The 17,134-nt window shown below is 57.0% G+C and carries 17 protein-coding genes; 11 read left to right on the plus strand and 6 right to left on the minus strand.

What is annotated here, in order from left to right; all coding sequences use genetic code 11:
- Positions 1–5: 5 nt before the first annotated feature.
- The 7 genes from paaA (at position 6) to ACR0ES_RS18905 (ending at position 5,945) form a co-directional block, all read left to right on the plus strand.
- The gene (gene paaA / locus ACR0ES_RS18875; protein ID WP_480476985.1) at positions 6–983 is read left to right on the plus strand and encodes a 1,2-phenylacetyl-CoA epoxidase subunit PaaA; all 978 of its coding nucleotides are present in this window, start codon (positions 6–8) and stop codon (positions 981–983) included.
- A 23-nt stretch (positions 984–1,006) separates the two neighbouring features.
- Positions 1,007–1,291: a 1,2-phenylacetyl-CoA epoxidase subunit PaaB gene (gene paaB, locus ACR0ES_RS18880; protein WP_209507558.1), complete on the plus strand. Its 285-nt coding sequence runs from the start codon at positions 1,007–1,009 to the stop codon at positions 1,289–1,291.
- Complete coding sequence (gene paaC, locus ACR0ES_RS18885; protein WP_480774442.1) at positions 1,291–2,049, plus strand: 1,2-phenylacetyl-CoA epoxidase subunit PaaC; 759 nt, start codon at positions 1,291–1,293, stop codon at positions 2,047–2,049. Before paaB ends, paaC begins: the two co-directional genes overlap by 1 nt.
- 6 nt (positions 2,050–2,055) lie before the next feature.
- Positions 2,056–2,517 carry a 1,2-phenylacetyl-CoA epoxidase subunit PaaD gene (gene paaD / locus ACR0ES_RS18890; protein ID WP_480559101.1) on the plus strand — a complete coding sequence of 154 codons (462 nt, stop codon included), beginning with the start codon at positions 2,056–2,058 and terminating at the stop codon, positions 2,515–2,517.
- A gap of 13 nt (positions 2,518–2,530) precedes the next feature.
- Positions 2,531–3,604 carry a 2Fe-2S iron-sulfur cluster-binding protein gene (locus ACR0ES_RS18895; RefSeq protein ID WP_480559103.1) on the plus strand — a complete coding sequence of 358 codons (1,074 nt, stop codon included), beginning with the start codon at positions 2,531–2,533 and terminating at the stop codon, positions 3,602–3,604.
- Between the two features lie 13 nt (positions 3,605–3,617).
- Complete coding sequence (locus tag ACR0ES_RS18900) at positions 3,618–4,379, plus strand: Phenylacetic acid catabolic protein (RefSeq protein WP_480871496.1); 762 nt, start codon at positions 3,618–3,620, stop codon at positions 4,377–4,379.
- A gap of 324 nt (positions 4,380–4,703) precedes the next feature.
- Positions 4,704–5,945, plus strand: coding sequence for an acyl-CoA dehydrogenase family protein (locus tag ACR0ES_RS18905; RefSeq protein ID WP_480484851.1), 1,242 nt, complete (start codon positions 4,704–4,706; stop codon positions 5,943–5,945).
- A 112-nt stretch (positions 5,946–6,057) separates the two neighbouring features.
- On the opposite strand, the gene ACR0ES_RS18910 is transcribed toward ACR0ES_RS18905, so the two are convergent.
- Positions 6,058–7,290 (minus strand): urate hydroxylase PuuD, encoded by a 1,233-nt coding sequence (locus ACR0ES_RS18910; RefSeq protein ID WP_480484850.1) that lies wholly within the window; start codon positions 7,288–7,290, stop codon positions 6,058–6,060.
- Between the two features lie 133 nt (positions 7,291–7,423).
- On the minus strand, positions 7,424–7,777 hold the full coding sequence (gene uraH / locus ACR0ES_RS18915; RefSeq protein WP_480489200.1) for a hydroxyisourate hydrolase: 354 nt from the start codon (positions 7,775–7,777) through the stop codon (positions 7,424–7,426).
- A 147-nt stretch (positions 7,778–7,924) separates the two neighbouring features.
- Between uraH and puuE the strand changes: the two genes are divergently transcribed.
- Genes puuE through ACR0ES_RS18930 form a run of 3 tightly spaced genes read left to right on the plus strand, consistent with a single transcriptional unit; the run spans position 7,925 to position 11,300 of the window.
- Positions 7,925–9,337, plus strand: coding sequence for an allantoinase PuuE (gene puuE, locus ACR0ES_RS18920; protein ID WP_480871497.1), 1,413 nt, complete (start codon positions 7,925–7,927; stop codon positions 9,335–9,337).
- On the plus strand, positions 9,334–9,819 hold the full coding sequence (locus ACR0ES_RS18925; RefSeq protein ID WP_480774441.1) for an ureidoglycolate lyase: 486 nt from the start codon (positions 9,334–9,336) through the stop codon (positions 9,817–9,819). The genes puuE and ACR0ES_RS18925 overlap by 4 nt, the downstream gene beginning before the upstream one ends.
- 56 nt (positions 9,820–9,875) lie before the next feature.
- Positions 9,876–11,300, plus strand: a complete 1,425-nt coding sequence (locus ACR0ES_RS18930) for a uracil-xanthine permease family protein (protein ID WP_480871498.1) — start codon at positions 9,876–9,878, stop codon at positions 11,298–11,300.
- A 143-nt stretch (positions 11,301–11,443) separates the two neighbouring features.
- On the opposite strand, the gene bhcD is transcribed toward ACR0ES_RS18930, so the two are convergent.
- The 4 genes from bhcD to bhcA all read right to left on the minus strand — a co-directional run bounded on the left by bhcD (position 11,444) and on the right by bhcA (position 15,887).
- Complete coding sequence (gene bhcD / locus ACR0ES_RS18935) at positions 11,444–12,409, minus strand: iminosuccinate reductase BhcD (protein WP_480496106.1); 966 nt, start codon at positions 12,407–12,409, stop codon at positions 11,444–11,446.
- A gap of 113 nt (positions 12,410–12,522) precedes the next feature.
- Entirely contained in the window at positions 12,523–13,686 is a 1,164-nt protein-coding gene (gene bhcC / locus ACR0ES_RS18940; RefSeq protein ID WP_480489190.1) for a 3-hydroxy-D-aspartate aldolase BhcC, read from the minus strand.
- A gap of 42 nt (positions 13,687–13,728) precedes the next feature.
- Entirely contained in the window at positions 13,729–14,697 is a 969-nt protein-coding gene (gene bhcB / locus ACR0ES_RS18945) for a beta-hydroxyaspartate dehydratase BhcB (RefSeq protein WP_480871500.1), read from the minus strand.
- Positions 14,697–15,887, minus strand: coding sequence for an L-aspartate--glyoxylate aminotransferase BhcA (bhcA, locus tag ACR0ES_RS18950; protein ID WP_480871499.1), 1,191 nt, complete (start codon positions 15,885–15,887; stop codon positions 14,697–14,699). Before bhcA ends, bhcB begins: the two co-directional genes overlap by 1 nt.
- A gap of 169 nt (positions 15,888–16,056) precedes the next feature.
- Between bhcA and bhcR the strand changes: the two genes are divergently transcribed.
- Positions 16,057–16,905 (plus strand): HTH-type transcriptional regulator BhcR, encoded by an 849-nt coding sequence (gene bhcR / locus ACR0ES_RS18955; RefSeq protein ID WP_480484842.1) that lies wholly within the window; start codon positions 16,057–16,059, stop codon positions 16,903–16,905.
- The last annotated feature ends 229 nt before the right edge of the window (positions 16,906–17,134 follow it).

Raw genomic sequence — 17,134 nt, forward strand, 5'->3', positions numbered from 1 at the left:
GGGACATGTATGCCCAGATGGTGGAATCCGAGGCGTCAAACGATGATCCTGAAAAGCTTGCTGAATTTCAGGCGCGGATCGACGCGGATATCAAGATCGAACCCAAGGACTGGATGCCTCAGGGGTATCGCAAGACGCTGATCCGCCAGATCGGACAGCACGCGCATTCCGAGATCGTCGGGCAATTGCCCGAAGGGAACTGGATCACACGTGCGCCGACGCTGCAACGCAAGGCGATCCTTCTGGCCAAGGTGCAGGATGAAGCCGGCCATGGGCTCTACCTGTATTGTGCGGCCGAAACACTGGGTGTCAGCCGCGATGAGATCACCGAGATGCTGCTGGATGGTCGCATGAAATACTCGTCGATCTTCAACTATCCGACCCTGAACTGGGCCGATATCGGCGCGGTTGGTTGGCTGGTTGACGGGGCGGCGATCATGAATCAGGTTCCGCTGCAGCGGACATCCTACGGGCCGTACTCACGCGCCATGATCCGCATCTGCAAGGAAGAAAGCTTCCATCAGCGCCAAGGCTATGACGCGATCCGCAAAATGGCCGAAGGCACGCCCGAGCAGCGCAAGATGGCGCAGGACGCGATGAATCGCTTCTGGTACCCGTCGTTGATGATGTTTGGACCGTCCGACAAGGATTCCGTCCACTCCGCGCAGTCGATGGCCTGGAAGATCAAGATCAACACCAATGATGAGCTGCGCCAGAAATTCGTCGACCAGACCGTCCCACAGGCCGAATATCTGGGACTGACAATCCCCGACCCGAACCTGAAGTGGAACGAAGAGCGCGGGCACTACGATTTCTCAGAGCCGGATTGGTCGGAATTCTTCGATGTGATCAAGGGCAACGGCCCCTGCAACGTCGACCGACTGGCGGCGCGCAACAAGGCCTGGGATGACGGCAAATGGGTGCGCGACGGGCTGTTGGCCCATGCGCGCAAGAAACAGGCCGGCAATCTGGCCGCCGAATAAGCTTACCCTGAGGAGGAAACCCGATGAATACCGAATGGCCCCTGTGGGAAATCTTCATCCGCGGTCAACATGGGATGAGCCACCGACATGTCGGCTCGCTGCATGCCCCGGACGCGGAAATGGCGATCAAGAATGCACGCGATGTTTACACCCGCCGCAACGAAGGCGTGTCGATTTGGGTGGTAGAAGCCAACAACATCTCGGCGTCGTCGCCCAGCGACAAAGGCCCGTTGTATGAACCCAGCGAAAGCAAAGTGTACCGCCACCCGACCTTTTTCGACATCCCCGAAGAAGTGGGGGCGATGTGATGACCCGCGACGAAGCGTTTCAGCAGTTCCTGCTGCGGATGGGGGACAATACCCTGATCCTGGGCCATCGCGTCAGTGAATGGTGCGGCCACGCGCCAGTGTTGGAGGAGGATATTGCACTGGCCAACACAGCGCTGGACCTGATTGGGCAGACCCAGATGTGGCTTGGCCTTGCCGGCGAGATAGGTGGCGGCAAAACCGCCGATGATCTGGCATTTCTGCGCGACGCGTGGGATTTCCGCAATGTGTTGCTGGTCGAGGTTCCGAATGGTGATTTCGGCCGCACCCTGATGCGCCAGTTCCTGTTCGATGCCTGGCATTCGATCATGCTCGGCCGTCTTCTGACATCCTCTGACGATCGTGTCGCCGCGATTGCTGCCAAAGCCAGCAAGGAAGTCGCCTATCATCTGGAGCGTTCGGCAGAAACGGTCGTAGGTCTGGGTGATGGAACCGAAGAAAGCCACACCCGGATGCAGGCAGCACTGGATTACCTCTGGCCCTATGTGGGCGAGATGTTTGTCAGCGATGACATCGACGCTCAGATGGCTGCGGCCGGGATTGCGCCGAACCCGGTCGATCTGCGCGAAGAATATGATGCGCTGGTCAAACGGGTTCTGGCCAAGGCGACATTGACCCTTCCGGAAAGCCGATTTGCCCACAAAGGCGGGCGGGACGGGCGCATGCATACAGAACACCTGGGGCACCTTTTGACCCAGATGCAGTGGTTGCAGCGCGCATACCCCGGTGCAAGCTGGTAACATGTGATGCAACGCCACTCGACCGACCAGATCTGGGATTGGCTGGATGCCGTACCGGATCCCGAGATTCCGGTAATCTCGGTTGTCGATCTCGGGATCGTGCGCGATGTGCGTTGGGATGCCGAAACGCTGCTCGTGACGGTCACACCAACCTATTCGGGCTGTCCGGCAACATCCGTCATCAGCATGGATATCGAAACCGCTTTGCACGATCACGGCGTCAAAGACGTGCGGATCGAAACCTGCATCTCTCCAGCCTGGACAACCGATTGGCTGAGCGAAAAAGGCCGCGCCAAGCTGGAAGAGTTTGGCATCGCCCCGCCACAACCGGCGGGCGGGCCAGAGCGCTGCCCGCATTGCGGCAGTAAAGCAGTTGAAAAGGTCAGCCAGTTCGGTTCGACCCCGTGCAAGGCCCATTGGCGCTGCACCGACTGTCTGGAACCCTTTGACTATTTCAAGTGCATCTGAGGAGGAGCACCGGATGGCACGTTTTCATGACCTGAAAGTCACCGACATCCACAAAACCATCCGCGATGCGGTTGTCGTGACGCTTGAGCCTGTCAACGGCGCGGCGGATCAGTTCGATTTCACCGCAGGCCAATACCTGACGTTTCGCCGCGACTTTGACGGAGAAGAGCTGCGCCGGTCCTACTCCATTTGTGCGGGCAAGGATGACGGGGTACTGCAAGTCGGGATCAAACGTGTCGAGGGCGGTGCATTCTCCAGTTGGGCCAATTCCGAGCTTAACGTCGGGGACGTAGTGCAGGCGATGCCACCGATGGGCAGCTTTCACACTCCGATCGATGCGAATGCAGATAAACAATACCTTGGCTTCGCTGGCGGCTCTGGCATCACGCCGGTTCTGTCGATCCTGAAGACAACACTGACCCGCGAACCCAAATCCCGCTTTACGCTGATCTACGCCAACAAGGGCATCAACACGATCATGTTCCGCGAGGAGCTGGAAGACCTGAAAAACCTCTATATGGGCCGCCTGAACGTTATCCATATTCTTGAGGCGGATGCACAGGAGATCGACCTGTTCACCGGTCTGGTGACGCAGGAAAAATGTGCTGACTTGTTCGAACATTGGGTCGATATTCAGAACGTGGACACAGCTTTTATCTGCGGTCCCGAGCCGATGATGCTGGGGATCGCTGCCGCGCTGCGCGCGCATGGTCTTGACGACAGGCAGATCAAGTTTGAACTCTTTGCCAGCGCTCAGCCGGGCCGGGCCAAACGCAAGGAAGGTGCGGCAGATTCGGGCACGCAGGCGAACCAAACCAGTGCATCAATTACTCTTGATGGGTCCACTCAGACGATAACTCTGCCCAAGGACCAATCCATTCTGGACGCAGCCTTGGAAAATGCCATGGACGCCCCATACGCCTGTAAGGCCGGTGTCTGTTCAACCTGCCGCTGCCGCGTTCTGGAAGGCGAGGTCGAGATGCTCGCCAATCACGCGCTAGAGGATTACGAGGTTGAAAAAGGCTATGTGCTGAGCTGTCAGGCTTATCCGGTTACCGACCGCGTGGTCGTGGACTACGACCAGTAAAGGGAGAAGACCGATGACTGACACCATGACACTCGACAGCTATCTGGCCGCAGGCGGTGTGCTGACCAACCCAACCAATGTTCCGCCACGCTACCGCGCCGAACTCATGAAGCTGATGGCCACGTTCGTGGACAGCGAACTTGCCGGTGCTGCCGGATTCGCCGACATCATCAATCAGGGGCCGGGCATCAAGGAACGGATCGCAGCCGCCAGGATTGTTCTTGAGAAAACGGATCACGCCGATCAGGTTCTCAGGATAATGGGTGAGTTCGGGGCCGATACCGAGAGATATGCCACACATCATCCGTGGACGGCGCGCCTGGATCGAGACGCAGATATCGGCGCGACCCGCAGCGCGCATGACATGCGCCTTGCCGTATTCAATTATCCGATCTCGGGCTGGACCGACGCCGTCATCATGAACCTGCTGATGAGCCGTGCGGTCATGGAACAATTGGCCGAGTTTTCAATGGTTTCCTATCAACCGTTGGCCGAAGCGTTCCGCAGCATCGCCCCGGTCGAAGCCCATCATGGTGCGTTGGCGCTGGAAGGTGCTGTGAAGCTTGCCAAGAGCGGAGAGACAGAGCAGATGCAGGACGCGGTTAACTATTGGTGGCCCCGTGTCGCTGTATCCTTTGGTGGCGATGATCTGAAACGGTTTGAGCTTCTGAAATCGCTGGGCTTGCGCCACAATGGCAACAACGCACTGAAAGAGCGTTGGGTTCAGACAGCAGGTGCCGCCGTGAAACAGCTGGGTCTGAAACCACCGGTCTAGTTCAGTGTGAACGCCAAAGGCGGGTTGAGAGGCAATTCCGGGCGCGGGCGATGTGAAACTCGCCCGGCGGTGCATATCTCCGAATGCGGCCCGATCATCCCCTTAGGTATTGTTGGTCCACCAGGTTCTGAGAACAATGACCTGACGTTTCACGCCGACTGGTTGCTGTATTGGTATTTTCCTCTTTTCATATCGGAGTGATTGCGCAAACTGAGCGTAATCAAGCGCCGGATTAAACTCACCAGAAGACAGTGCCTTGGCGGCCGTTCTGGCGCGAGCAGAGTTTGAGGACATCACCGCCACAACGCACCGGAAGGAACCGCCATGGATTTTGCCCCATCGCCGCGCGCCACGGAAATGTATGACCGCCTGAAAGCGTTTATGGAGGCGCATATCTACCCGCGCATACGCGATCACAAAGAAGAAATGGCGGCAGGCAGTTTCCCGGTTTCGTTTATGGAAGATCTCAAGGCGTTGGCCCGGGCCGAAGGGTTGTGGAACTTGTTCCTGCCCAGCCTGCGCGACGATGAACCCGGCACCCGGCTGAGCAATCTGGAATACGCGCCGCTGGCCGAACTTATGGGGCAGGTGGCCTGGTCTTCGGAAGTGTTCAATTGCAGCGCGCCCGATACCGGCAACATGGAACTGTTGCACATGTTCGCCACTCCGGAACAGCGCGAGACGTGGCTGGTGCCGCTGTTGAACGGTGAAATCCGATCCTCTTTTGCGATGACTGAACCGGATGTGGCCAGTTCGGACGCGACCAATATTACCACTTCGATACGGCGTGAGGGGGATGAATACGTCATCAATGGCCGCAAGTGGTTCATAACAAACGCCTGCCACCCAAACACCAGATTGTTTATCGTGATGGGCAAAACGGATCCCAATGCGGATCGGCACAAACAACAAAGCATGGTCATTGTCCCGAAGGACACGCCCGGTTTTGAGATTGTTCGCAACCCCACCATTCTGAACATGCACGACCCCGAAGGCCATGCCGAGCTGGTCTTCAAGGATGTGCGCGTTCCGGTCAGCAATCTTTTGGGCGAGGAAGGCAGCGGGTTCGCACTGGCGCAGGCCCGGCTTGGGCCGGGTCGCATCCACCATTGCATGCGATCGATCGGTGCGGCGGAAATGGCGCTTAACCTGATGGTCGAACGCGCGCAGGAGCGAAAGGCGTTTGGCAAGCAGCTTGCAGAACAAGGCGTGATCCGCGAGTGGATCGCCAAATCCCGGTTAGAGATCGAACAGGCGCGGTTGCTGACCCTGAAAGCGGCCTGGAAGATTGATCAGGTGGGTGCCAAAGAAGCGTTCCGAGAGATTTCATTGATCAAGGTGGTGGCACCCAATGTGCATGCTGCTGTCACGGATCGTGCGATGCAGGTCTTTGGGGCGATGGGCATGACCCCGGATACACCGCTGGCCGACAGCTATACCTGGGCACGCGCGCTGCGATATGCGGATGGTCCGGACGAGGTGCATTTGCAGGCGATTGCCAAGCAAGAGTTGAAGAACTCGAATTTTGGCATGTCGGCCCAATGGCTGACCCCGCCATCGCGCTAGGCCCGGGGCGGCATCAGGTCTTGCGCGACCTGCTTTGTTTGAGCGTTAGAAACTGGGTATTTGTCCCGCGGCAGGGGGTAGGAAGCGAAGGACAGGACGTCCTGCGAAAATCCTACTGCCCTCTGACCTCGCGCACCCATGCGATGATGGTTTGGCGCGCTTCCACGTCCATTTGAACCGCTGAAGGCGGTGGCATGGCATGGCTGATCCCGGCCTGCAGGTAAATCTGGTCGGCGTGCCGGGCTACATCGCCCGGCGTTTCCAAATAAACTTTCTTCGGGGCCCATTTCATGGTGCCATAAACCGGCTCGCGGGCATGACACATCGAACAATTGCCCAGCACGGTGTCATAGGCTTCTTCAAACCCAGCAGCCGACGCAAATTTTTCTTCGTAAGGTGTCAATGCCCTTGCTTCGGCGTCCTCCCATGTCTCGCCGGTTCTGACAGAAGACAGCCATGCGATCACGATCATGAGGATGACAGTAACACCCCAGGTCCAGTGCGGCCCTTTCCCGGTTGCGTGCATCGTGTTGAAGTAGTGACGGATGGTCACGCCGGTCAGAAAGATCAGGCTGGCGATGATCCATGAATACTGGGTGCCAAAGGCCAGAGGATAGTGGTTCGACAGCATCAGGAACACGACAGGCAAGGTCAGGTAGTTGTTGTGCGTCGAACGCACCTTGGCGATTTTCCCATATTTGGCATCCGGCGTCCGACCGGCCTTGAGGTCTTCCACCACGATCCGCTGGTTGGGCATGATCTGGAAGAACACGTTGGCCGTCATGATGGTTGCGGTGAACGCACCCAGGTGCAAAAGCGCGGCACGACCGGTAAAAATCTGATTGTAACCCCAGGACATGGCCACCAGAATCAAGAACAACAACAGCATCAGCGCGGTGGGTTGCTCACTCAGGCGCGACTTGCACATCTGGTCGTAAAGCAGCCAGCCGATGGTCAGTGACCCGCCTGAAATCAATATCCCCTGCCACAACGCCAGATCCGCTTTGGTCGGATCAAGCAGGAACAACTCGCCCCCGACCCAATATATGATCATGAGCAAGGCCGCACCCGAAAGCCACGTCGTATAGCTCTGCCATTTGTGCCAGGTCAAGTGCTCGGGCATACGCGCGGGTGCGACAAGATATTTGACGGTGTGATAGAACCCGCCCCCGTGCACCTCCCACTCTTCGCCATAGGCCCCTTCTGGCAAGGCAGGGTTCGGCTTAAGCATCAGGTCGAGCGCGATAAAATAGAATGACGCGCCGATCCACGCCATCGCCGTGATCACATGCAGCCAGCGGACGGAAAAGGCCATCCACTCCCACAAAACAGCCAGGTCATACATGGCGTTGCTCCTACATATCCAAGTTCTTTGGCACTCTAGGCGACAGAGGTTTCATCGGGTATTGCTACGAAAGATCAAGCAGTATCAAAAATAACAATACAATGTCAGTCTACAGGATCACGCGGTGCAACGCTCAGCTGCCGCGATAGGTCGCGTAGCTGAAAGGCGAAAGTAGCAGCGGAACATGATAGTGGGCGTGTTCGGACATCCCGAACCGGATCGGGATCAAGTCCAGAAAACGCGGGCTTTCAGGTGGCACGCCAGTGGTGTCGAGGTATTCGCCCGCATGAAACATCAACTCGTATTCGCCCGTCGAGAACTCGGCCTCGGGAAGAATTTGTTCATTGGTGCGGCCGTCCTCGTTGGTGAGCAGAGTTTTCAGCAACGTGCGGTCTGTTCCGTTGATCCGGAACAACTCGATCTTCATCCCACTGGCAGGGCAGCCCCGCGCCGTATCCAGGACATGTGTTGTAAGGTAACCGGCCATTTGCACCTCTCGCTAAGCATTGCTGTTACTATTGCAATACCTTCGCGGCAGGCAAAGGCAGTCTGTCAAAAGACTGCTTACAGTATTTTTTGAAAAACATAGGTGATTGTTTGGGTTATTCGTCTTTTCAGCAAGAGGGAAATTGATGTGACGCGGTATCCACGAGACATGACCGGCTATGGCCGGCAAGTGCCAAACGCAAACTGGCCAAACGGGGCCAAAATCGCAGTTCAGATTGTCCTGAACTATGAGGAAGGCGGCGAGAACAACGTTTTGCACGGGGATGCCGCATCCGAGGCGTTTCTTTCCGAAATCACCGGTGCGGCCCCTTGGCCGGGGCAAAGGCACTGGAACATGGAATCCATTTACGAATACGGCAGCCGCACAGGGTTCTGGCGGGTGCATCGGCTTTTGCAGGACCTTCCTGTCACGGTTTATGGCGTTGCCACAGCATTAGCCCGTGCACCGGAGCAGGTTGCGGCGATGAAGGCCGCAGGCTGGGAGATTGCCAGCCATGGCCTGAAATGGGTTGAGCACAAGGACATGGACGCGGAAGAAGAACGCGCCCAGATCCGTGAGGCGATCCGGCTTCATACCGAGGTCGTCGGCAAGCCCCCGCGTGGCTGGTACACGGGCCGCTGTTCGATGAACACGGTCGATCTGGCCGCCGCCGAAGGCGAGCTGGCCTATATTGCCGACAGCTATGCCGACGACTTGCCCTATTGGGTCAAGGCCGGTGGCAAGGATCAGTTGATCGTGCCCTACACGATGGATTGCAACGATATGCGGTTTGCAATTCAGGCGGGCTATACCAACGGCGAACAGTTTGAAAGCTATCTCAAGGACAGCTTCGACATGCTTTATGCCGAAGGCCAAGCGGGCGTGCCGAAGATGCTTTCGATCGGACTGCATTGCCGCCTCATCGGCCGCCCTGGTCGCGCCATGGCCCTGAAACGCGCACTCGACCACTTCAAGAAACATGACGGGGTCTGGTTTGCCACCCGCGAACAAATCGCTGATCATTGGGCGCAAATGCATCCGCCAAGTCAACGGCTGACCCCGTCGGAAATGGACCAGCCAACCTTTGTCGCCGAATTTGGCGGCGTGTTCGAACACAGCCCGTGGATTGCCCAAGCGGCCTTTGATCTGGAGCTGGGTCCCACGCATGACAATGCCGCAGGGGTTCACAATGCTCTGGCGCGCGTATTCCGATCTGCCACAGCCGAGCAGCGGCTTGGCGTCCTGACAGCCCACCCGGATCTGGCAGGCAAACTTGCTGCTGCGGGTCGTCTGACCAAGGAAAGCACGGCAGAACAGGCCGGAGCAGGTCTCGACATGCTGACGGATGAAGAGCGTGCGACCTTCACGGCCTTGAACGACACCTACACGACCAAGTTCGGCTTTCCTTTTATCATTGCGGTCAAGGACAACACCAAAGCAACCATTCTGGAGGCTTTTCGCCGTCGGATAGACAGTGATCGAGACACCGAATTCGCCGAGGCCTGCCGTCAGGTCGAACGGATTGCCGAGTTGCGGCTGATCGAGAAATTCGCGCATTGACATCCACGCTGAAACTCCGGCCACTGACCGCCGAGGTCTTTGCACCGTTCGGCGATGTCATCGAAGTGTCTGGCGCGGTGGACAAATACATCAATCAGGGAAAATGCGCGCGATACCATGATCGCGCCCAACTGGATTTCCATGAGGGGCGCGCAGGGATCAGCGTTTTCCAATCCCAGGCCTTCGACCTGCCCATCAAACTTGAAATGGTCGAGCGTCATCCCGACGGCAGCCAGGCCTTTCTACCGCTTTCAGATAAACCCTTTGTCGTTGTCGTAGCGCCCGACAACGCGGGTGTACCGGGTGAGCCGGTTGCATTCATGACCGCGCCCGGACAGGGCGTGAATTATCATCGGAACACCTGGCACGGGGTACTGACACCGCTTCATCCCCCCGGGTTGTTCGCCGTGGTCGACCGAATAGGAAACGGGCCCAACCTTGAGGAATATTGGTTCCAGAACGCCTACACGATCACTGAATAAGGGACATTGCCGGAAGAGGGGCCGGTCCACGTAGTTTTTTTGGGAGGAAAAACGCGATGTCAGATGCAACTTTAGGGACGCCGGAGCAGCTCCGCGACCCGAACTACACCCCGCCAATTCTGAAGGCGGTCCCTTTGGGAATTCAACACGTGCTGGCGATGTTCGTTTCCAACGTCACGCCAGCCATCATCGTCTGTGGTGCGGCGGGTTTCGGGTTTGGTTCAAACAGCCCCGATTTCCCGCAGATGATTTACATGATCCAGATGTCGATGTTCTTTGCGGGCGTTGCGACACTGTTCCAGACCATTGGGCTGGGGCCTGTTGGCGCCCGCCTGCCAATCGTGCAGGGAACGTCGTTTGCCTTTATTCCGATCATGATCCCGTTGGTGGTTGGAAAGGGCGTTGACGCGATTGCTGTATTGATGGGTGGTATAGTCGTAGGCGGCCTGTTTCATGCCAGCCTTGGGTTGTTCATTGGCCGAATTCGCTTTGCGCTTCCGCCCTTGGTTACCGGTCTTGTCGTGACCATGATCGGGCTTGCGCTTGTCAAGGTCGGCGTCCAGTACGCCGCAGGGGGTGTACCCGCCATCGGTACCGAAGAATACGGCTCTGGTCTGAACTGGCTCATGGCCGGAACTGTGATTGTTGTTACGCTGGGCCTGAAGTTTTTCGCCCGCGGTATGTTGTCGGTGTCGGCGGTTCTGATTGGCCTGTTGGTCGGATATGTTGTGGCATTCGCACTGGGTCAGGTAAATTTGGGCAATGTTGGGCGCGCGGCTCCGTTTGCAATGCCGAACCCATTTCACTTCGGTATCGAGTTTTCATTCGCGGCGATCATTGGGTTCTGTGCGATGTCCTTTGTATCGGCTGTAGAAACGGTCGGGGATGTGTCCGGTATCACCAAGGGGGGCGCGGGACGCGAGGCAACCGACAAGGAAATTCAGGGCGCGACTTTTGCCGATGGTCTTGGAACTGCGGTATCAGGCGTCTTTGGGGCCCTGCCGAACACGTCGTTCAGTCAGAACGTTGGCCTGATCGCCATGACCGGTGTCATGAGCCGCACGGTCGTAACCATAGGTGCCCTGTTCCTGATCATATGCGGGCTTATCCCCAAGATCGGCGCGGTGATCTCATCCGTTCCGATCGAGGTTCTGGGCGGTGGTGTGATCGTGATGTTCGGTATGGTGGTTGCAGCCGGTGTCTCGATGCTGTCGGACGTGACGTGGAATCGCCGCAACATGGTGATCTTTGCGATTTCACTCAGCCTTGGTCTGGGCTTGCAGTTAGAGCCCGGCGCTTTACAGCATCTGCCCGGAACTCTCAAAGTTCTGGCGACATCCGGGATCTTGCCTGCTGCGATCATTGCCATTGTCCTGAATCTGGTTCTGCCCGAAGAGCTTTCGGATGAAGCGACGGAAGAGGTGTCCGGTGGAATGGCAGGCCACGGGTTGGGCTCTATCAAACAGGACGATCACGTCTGACCGGTTCGGCCCGGAATTGTAGATGAAGAAGCGGCGCACGTAGTGCGCCGCTTCTTCATTTCAGGGCTGGCAGGCTTGGCCCATCGCTCACATAAGAAACGCGTATTTCGACGCGACGCTTAGGCGACCACACGGGGATGCCATCAGAAATCGACCTCAATCGCGATGCCTTTCTGTACGGCCAGCTCGACAACAGACGCAGCAACCGCCAGATCCTGAAGACCTACGCCAGTGCCATCGAACAACGTGATCTGATCGTCTGATGTCCGGCCCGGGTTCGTTCCGTTGATGACCGCACCCAACTGGACCAGGTCACTTTCCCTGATCAGGCCCTGTGCCACGGCGTGTTGAGCCTCGCCAATCGAAATCGACTGTGCGATTTCATCTGTGAATACAGATGCTTTGGCCAGCAAAGCCGCCTCGACTTCCTGCTTGCCCTTGGTGTCCGTTCCCATGCACGCGATATGCGTTCCAGGGCTGACATGGTTTGCCATCAGCGATGGCGCAAAAGCCGAGGTGATCGAGATTATGACATCCGCTTCGGTCATGCCATCAAGTTCGACTGCTTCAAACGGAACACCGGCTTCACTGGCGACCTTTTCAATGTTGGGCAGCATCTCGGGGTGGTAGTTCCAGCCAAGGACCTTTTCAAAGGTGTGGGTCTCCAGCGCCGAGCGTAGCTGAAAGGTTGCCTGATGCCCGGCCCCGATCATACCGATCACCCGCGCGCCCGCACGGGCAAGGTGCTTGATAGATACAGAAGAGGCCGCTGCAGTGCGCAAGGCCGTCAAAAGGTTGCCGCCAACCATCGCCGACGGTTTCCCGGTGTCAGGGTCAAAAAGAAAAACAGTGGATTGGTGATTGATCAACCCGCGCTTTTCCAGGTTGTTCGGCCAATACCCCCCGGCCTTCAGGCCCAGTGTCAGCCCGGCGCGATCAAACCCGCCTTTAAAGCCGTACAGAGCGTCCTCATGCCCGATGGCTTCGCGCACGACAGGAAAGTTGTAGGCGTCCCCTGCGGCCATAGAGGCAAAGACCTGTTCGACGGCTTCAAAGGCCGCGTCGCGGGTCATGAGGTTGGCGATTTCGCGCTCGGGTACGATCAGCATGTCATTCTCCATTCAAAATTCGTGCGCCCGTGCGTTTCACCGACAAAAGCGGGCGCGCACGGGCGACTGTCCGGCCATGTTTGGCCGAAAGCTTATTCTTTGAGCAATCAGGCTCAGTACGCGCGGCCGCGGGCTGACACTGGCCACACGCATTCGACCTTGCCATTCCGGACGCCCACATACCAATCATGTACGTTTGCGGTTGGGTCACAGTGCCCCGGCACCAACTTTAGCTTGTCATTGACCTTGAGCGCCCCGCTCGGATCCATCACGACGCCATGTTCATCCGAGCATTTGATGTATTCGACATCGTCACGCCCGAAAACAACAGGCAGGCCGCTATCCACCGACTGCGCCTTCAGACCTGCATCGACGATTGCTTTGTCCGCCTTGGCATGGCTCATGACGCTGGTCAGGATGAAGAAGGCGTTTTCCCACTCGCCCTGGTCGATCCGCTTGCCGTTCTCATCCAGGATGCGACCGTAATCAGCATCCATGAACGCATAAGACCCGCATTGCAGCTCATTATACACGCCCGAGTTGGATTCAAAGTAGTAAGACCCCGTACCGCCGCCCGAGACCAGATCACACTCGATACCCTCGGCTTTAAGACCGTCTACCGCGTCTTTGACCATCGCGATGGCGGTATCCAGTTTTTCCTTGCGTGCCTCATAGCTGTCGAGGTGTTGCATGGCACCCTGATAGGCCTGAATTCCGCTGAATTTCAGGTTGTCTGCAGCCTCAACCGCCTTGGCGATTTCAATCACTTCGGGTGTCGTTGTGACCCCGCACCGCCCTGCGCCGCAATCGATTTCCACGAAGACTTCCAGCTGTGTTCCATGCCGGACTGCCGCCGCCGAAAGGTCGGCGACATTTTCCAGATCGTCGACACACACGATAATGCGGCTGCCCAGCTTTGGCAGGCGTGCGAGGCGGTCAATTTTGGCCGGGTCACGCACCTGGTTCGAAACCAGAACGTCCTTGATCCCACCACGAACGAAAACTTCGGCCTCGGAAACTTTCTGGCAGCAGACACCGACGGCACCACCGATTTTTTCTTGCAGCTTGGCCACATCAACCGACTTATGCATTTTACCATGCACGCGGTGACGCATCCCGTGCGCCTTGGCATAATCGCCCATCTTCCTGATATTGCGTTCAAGCGCGTCGAGATCCAAAATCAGGCTGGGTGTCTGGATGTCTGCTTCGTCCATGCCGGGCTTGGCCGGAATGTCGTAACCTACTTCGAACTGGTCGAGAGTGCTCATATCTTTCATCTCCGTAATCCTATACCGGGATAGTTTTTTGTTGGGGTGTATTCAGACATTCATCCAGGGCAGCCGGTCCAGATCGACATTGCCACCTGTAACAATCAGTCCGACACGCTTGCCCTTGAAGGCGTCCGGGTTTTTGAGAACCGTGGCCAGCGGAACGGCCGAAGATGGCTCCATTACAATCCGCAGGTGCTTCCACGTCAGTTTCATCGCATCGATGATCTCTTGCTCGGAGGCTGTGTAAATCTCTGAGACGTGGTTTGAAATGAAATGCCAGGTGAGATCCTTCAGCGGCACCAGCAACCCGTCAGCAATCGTCTTTGGCGCATCATCCGCGATGATATGACCGGCCTTGAAGCTGCGATAGGCGTCGTCTGCCTGTTCAGGTTCTGCCGCTATGATTGCTGTTTCTGGGGCCAGATTGGACAGGGTCAAACAGGTTCCGGATACCATGCCACCGCCGCCGATTGGCGCGACGACTGCGTCCAGACCGTCGGTCTGCTCGATAAACTCGCGCGAACAGGTGCCTTGGCCGGCGATGACCCGAGGATCGTTGTAGGGGTGAACAAAGTCACCGCCCGTAGCCGCCTGAACCTCGGCAAATGTCGCTTCGCGCGACGAGGTGGAAGGTTCGCATTCTGTAATCTTCCCTCCATAACGGCGGACCGTGTCCTTCTTTGCTTGCGGCGCTGTCCGCGGCATGACCACGTTGCAGGGAATGCCCCGTTTCATCGCCGCATAAGACAGGCACGAGGCGTGATTGCCCGAAGAATGGGTGGCGACACCTTTTTCGGCCTGTTTCTCATCCAGCCCAAAAACCGCATTGGTGGCACCTCGTACCTTGAAAGCGCCCGGTTCCTGAAAGTTTTCGCATTTGAAGAACAGCTGCGCGCCTGACAGTTCGTTGAGAAAGTCCGAGGTTCGCACCGGGGTGCGGCGGATATGGGGTTTGATCCGGTCATGTGCCGCAAGCATGTCTTCATAGGTTGGGATATACATTGTGCAATCCTTCATCATGCCGCGTTCTTCTGAACGGAACCGGGATGGCCACGATAGTATTCCTGTGCGGCAGCAACTCCGGACCCCAGGTCGATGTTCAGGCCCAGGTCAACCATGCACATCTCAGCAGTGGCGATCCCGGACAGAGCCATGACATCCGTCATGCTGCCCAGATGCCCGATCCGGAACACCTTGCCCGCGACCTCACCAAGGCCCACGCCAAAGGCAACGCCGTATTTTTCAGCTGCGTGCGTGACAATATCCGTCGCGTTGAAGCCGTTCGGCGTGCGGATTGCGCTTACGGTATCGGAATAGACCGCCGGGCTGCTGGCACAAAGCTCCAGCCCCCACGCCCCCACAGCGGCACGGACCCCTTCGGCAATCCGGTGGTGTCGGGCGAAAACGTTCTCCAGACCTTCACTCAACAGCATAGCGCAGGCTTGATTGAGGCCATTCATCAACCCCACAGCGGGTGTATAGGGGTAAGCATTGTTGGTGTATCCCTTGGTCATGTCCCGGACGTCAAAGAATGTGCGGGGCAGGGTGCCGGTTTTGGTTGCTTCCATCGCTTTCTGGCTGAAACCGACGATGGCAAGGCCAGCGGGCAACATGAAACCCTTCTGCGACCCGGTAACGGCAACATCCACGCCCCATTCATCAAACCGGAAATCCATCGACGCGATGGATGAGACGCCATCAACAAAAAGCAGCGCCGGGTGTTGCGCAGCAGTCAGCGCCTTGCGCACGGCAGCGATATCCGACTTCACGCCAGTTGCCGTCTCATTATGCGTGGCTAGAACCGCCTTGATCTCATGGTTTTTGTCGGCGGTAAGGATTTCTTCGTACCGGTCAGCCGGCAACCCATCGCCCCACGGGGTTTCGACGATCTCAACATTCAGCCCATGGCGTTGGCACATATCGATCCAGCGATGGCTGAACATGCCGTTGCGGGCCGCCAGAACCTTGTCACCTGCGGACAGCGTATTGGTCAGGGCGGTTTCCCAGCCCCCGGTGCCGGTCGACGGGAAAATGAAGACTTCGGCACTGTCGCTTATCAGAATTTTCCGAACGCCCGCGCGCGCAGGATGCAGGATTTGCCCGAACAATGGCGAACGATGGTCGATCGTGGGCATATCGCACGCCTTGCGCAGGCTTTCCGGGATGTTCGTCGGGCCTGGGATGAAAACGGGGTTTTGAAAGCTCATGGATGGTCTCCTTGCGTCCTTGCCTGCACAATAGGTTCCATCCGCCTGATTGGAAATTTTTTTGAAAACGCATTTCAGAATTTGTTTAATGAGATTTAACTTATAGTTGTCAGTGAGTTATATTTTTCATATCCTGAAATAGTCTTTCATAAATGATCAGAGGGTTTTTATGGAATCGCAAGACAATGACCCGAAGCTCCGTCGCAAAGCCCGGGGAAGGCCGCGGGGGTGGGATGACAAAACCGCGCAGAATACGATCAAATCACTGGATCGGGCGATGGAGGTTTTCGAGTATCTGAGCCAGGCCCAAGGCAAAGCGCTTACTGAACTTTCAGATGAAATGCGCCAGGCACCGGCCACTGTTTATCGTATCCTCGTGACGTTGCAGGGCAGGGGCCTGGTCGAGTTCGACTATGAAGAACAGGTTTGGCACATTGGCCCGCAGGCGTTTGTGATCGGCTCGCGGTTTCTGCGCCGTACCAGTCTGGTGGAACGGGCAAGGCCGATCATGCGCAAGCTGATGGAAACCACGAGCGAGACCGCCAATTTGGGAATTGAGAAAGAAGGTCTGGTGCTGTTCCTGAGCCAGGTTGAAACACATGAAAGCATCCGGGCGTTTTTTCCCCCCGGCACATTGTCACCCATGCACGCGTCGGGCATCGGAAAAGCGTTGTTGGCCCATATGGACGAAGACAGATTGAACCGAAGGTTGGCCGCCGCGAATTTACAGGCTTTTACGGATCAGTCGATTACCAGCCCCGAGGCGTTGAAGAAAGATCTTGCAGCCATCAGATTGCGGGGTTTTTCCGTGGACAACGAAGAAAAGACTACAGGTATGCGATGCATTGCAGCACCCGTTTTCGATATGAACAGAGAGGCGGTCGCAGGGCTTTCCGTGTCCGGGCCAACCAGCCGCGTGGGAGCAACCGAAATCGAACGGCTGAGCCGCCCGGTGATGGAAGCCGCGCGCCAGTTGACGCTGGCTATTGGTGGGACAGTGGTGTCTCCGCAACCCTAAGGTTTTGCCGCCAAATTGCGGCGAATGCTGACCCCAGATCCGTCTGCCGCGCCACAACACCAGCGCGCGGAAATGTGCCTCGCAAACAAAAACTGAAACGCGATTCAGATGTACCCATCTCCGGTCACCCGATTTTCAGCCTCCCCTTATTATTCTGCGACTTTTTGTTTGTGTTTGTGTTTATTGAACTGTTGGTCGAAGAGGTTTTTGAAGGGTCCGTTTTTCTGCA

The sequence above is a fragment of the Ruegeria sp. N7 genome, from assembly GCF_056531345.1.

What these genes read in the sequence shown, in the direction of transcription:
- ACR0ES_RS18905 (WP_480484851.1), top strand. Translation starts at nt 4,704, where the DNA reads ATGGATTTTGCCCCATCGCCGCGCGCCACGGAAATGTATGACCGCCTG.
- ACR0ES_RS18910 (WP_480484850.1), bottom strand. Translation starts at nt 7,290, where the DNA reads ATGTATGACCTGGCTGTTTTGTGGGAGTGGATGGCCTTTTCCGTCCGC.
- paaC (WP_480774442.1), top strand. Translation starts at nt 1,291, where the DNA reads ATGACCCGCGACGAAGCGTTTCAGCAGTTCCTGCTGCGGATGGGGGAC.
- bhcD (WP_480496106.1), bottom strand. Translation starts at nt 12,409, where the DNA reads ATGCTGATCGTACCCGAGCGCGAAATCGCCAACCTCATGACCCGCGAC.
- bhcC (WP_480489190.1), bottom strand. Translation starts at nt 13,686, where the DNA reads ATGAAAGATATGAGCACTCTCGACCAGTTCGAAGTAGGTTACGACATT.
- ACR0ES_RS18895 (WP_480559103.1), top strand. Translation starts at nt 2,531, where the DNA reads ATGGCACGTTTTCATGACCTGAAAGTCACCGACATCCACAAAACCATC.
- uraH (WP_480489200.1), bottom strand. Translation starts at nt 7,777, where the DNA reads ATGGCCGGTTACCTTACAACACATGTCCTGGATACGGCGCGGGGCTGC.
- bhcA (WP_480871499.1), bottom strand. Translation starts at nt 15,887, where the DNA reads ATGAGCTTTCAAAACCCCGTTTTCATCCCAGGCCCGACGAACATCCCG.
- bhcR (WP_480484842.1), top strand. Translation starts at nt 16,057, where the DNA reads ATGGAATCGCAAGACAATGACCCGAAGCTCCGTCGCAAAGCCCGGGGA.
- paaB (WP_209507558.1), top strand. Translation starts at nt 1,007, where the DNA reads ATGAATACCGAATGGCCCCTGTGGGAAATCTTCATCCGCGGTCAACAT.
- bhcB (WP_480871500.1), bottom strand. Translation starts at nt 14,697, where the DNA reads ATGAAGGATTGCACAATGTATATCCCAACCTATGAAGACATGCTTGCG.
- paaD (WP_480559101.1), top strand. Translation starts at nt 2,056, where the DNA reads ATGCAACGCCACTCGACCGACCAGATCTGGGATTGGCTGGATGCCGTA.
- ACR0ES_RS18930 (WP_480871498.1), top strand. Translation starts at nt 9,876, where the DNA reads ATGTCAGATGCAACTTTAGGGACGCCGGAGCAGCTCCGCGACCCGAAC.
- paaA (WP_480476985.1), top strand. Translation starts at nt 6, where the DNA reads ATGTATGCCCAGATGGTGGAATCCGAGGCGTCAAACGATGATCCTGAA.
- ACR0ES_RS18900 (WP_480871496.1), top strand. Translation starts at nt 3,618, where the DNA reads ATGACTGACACCATGACACTCGACAGCTATCTGGCCGCAGGCGGTGTG.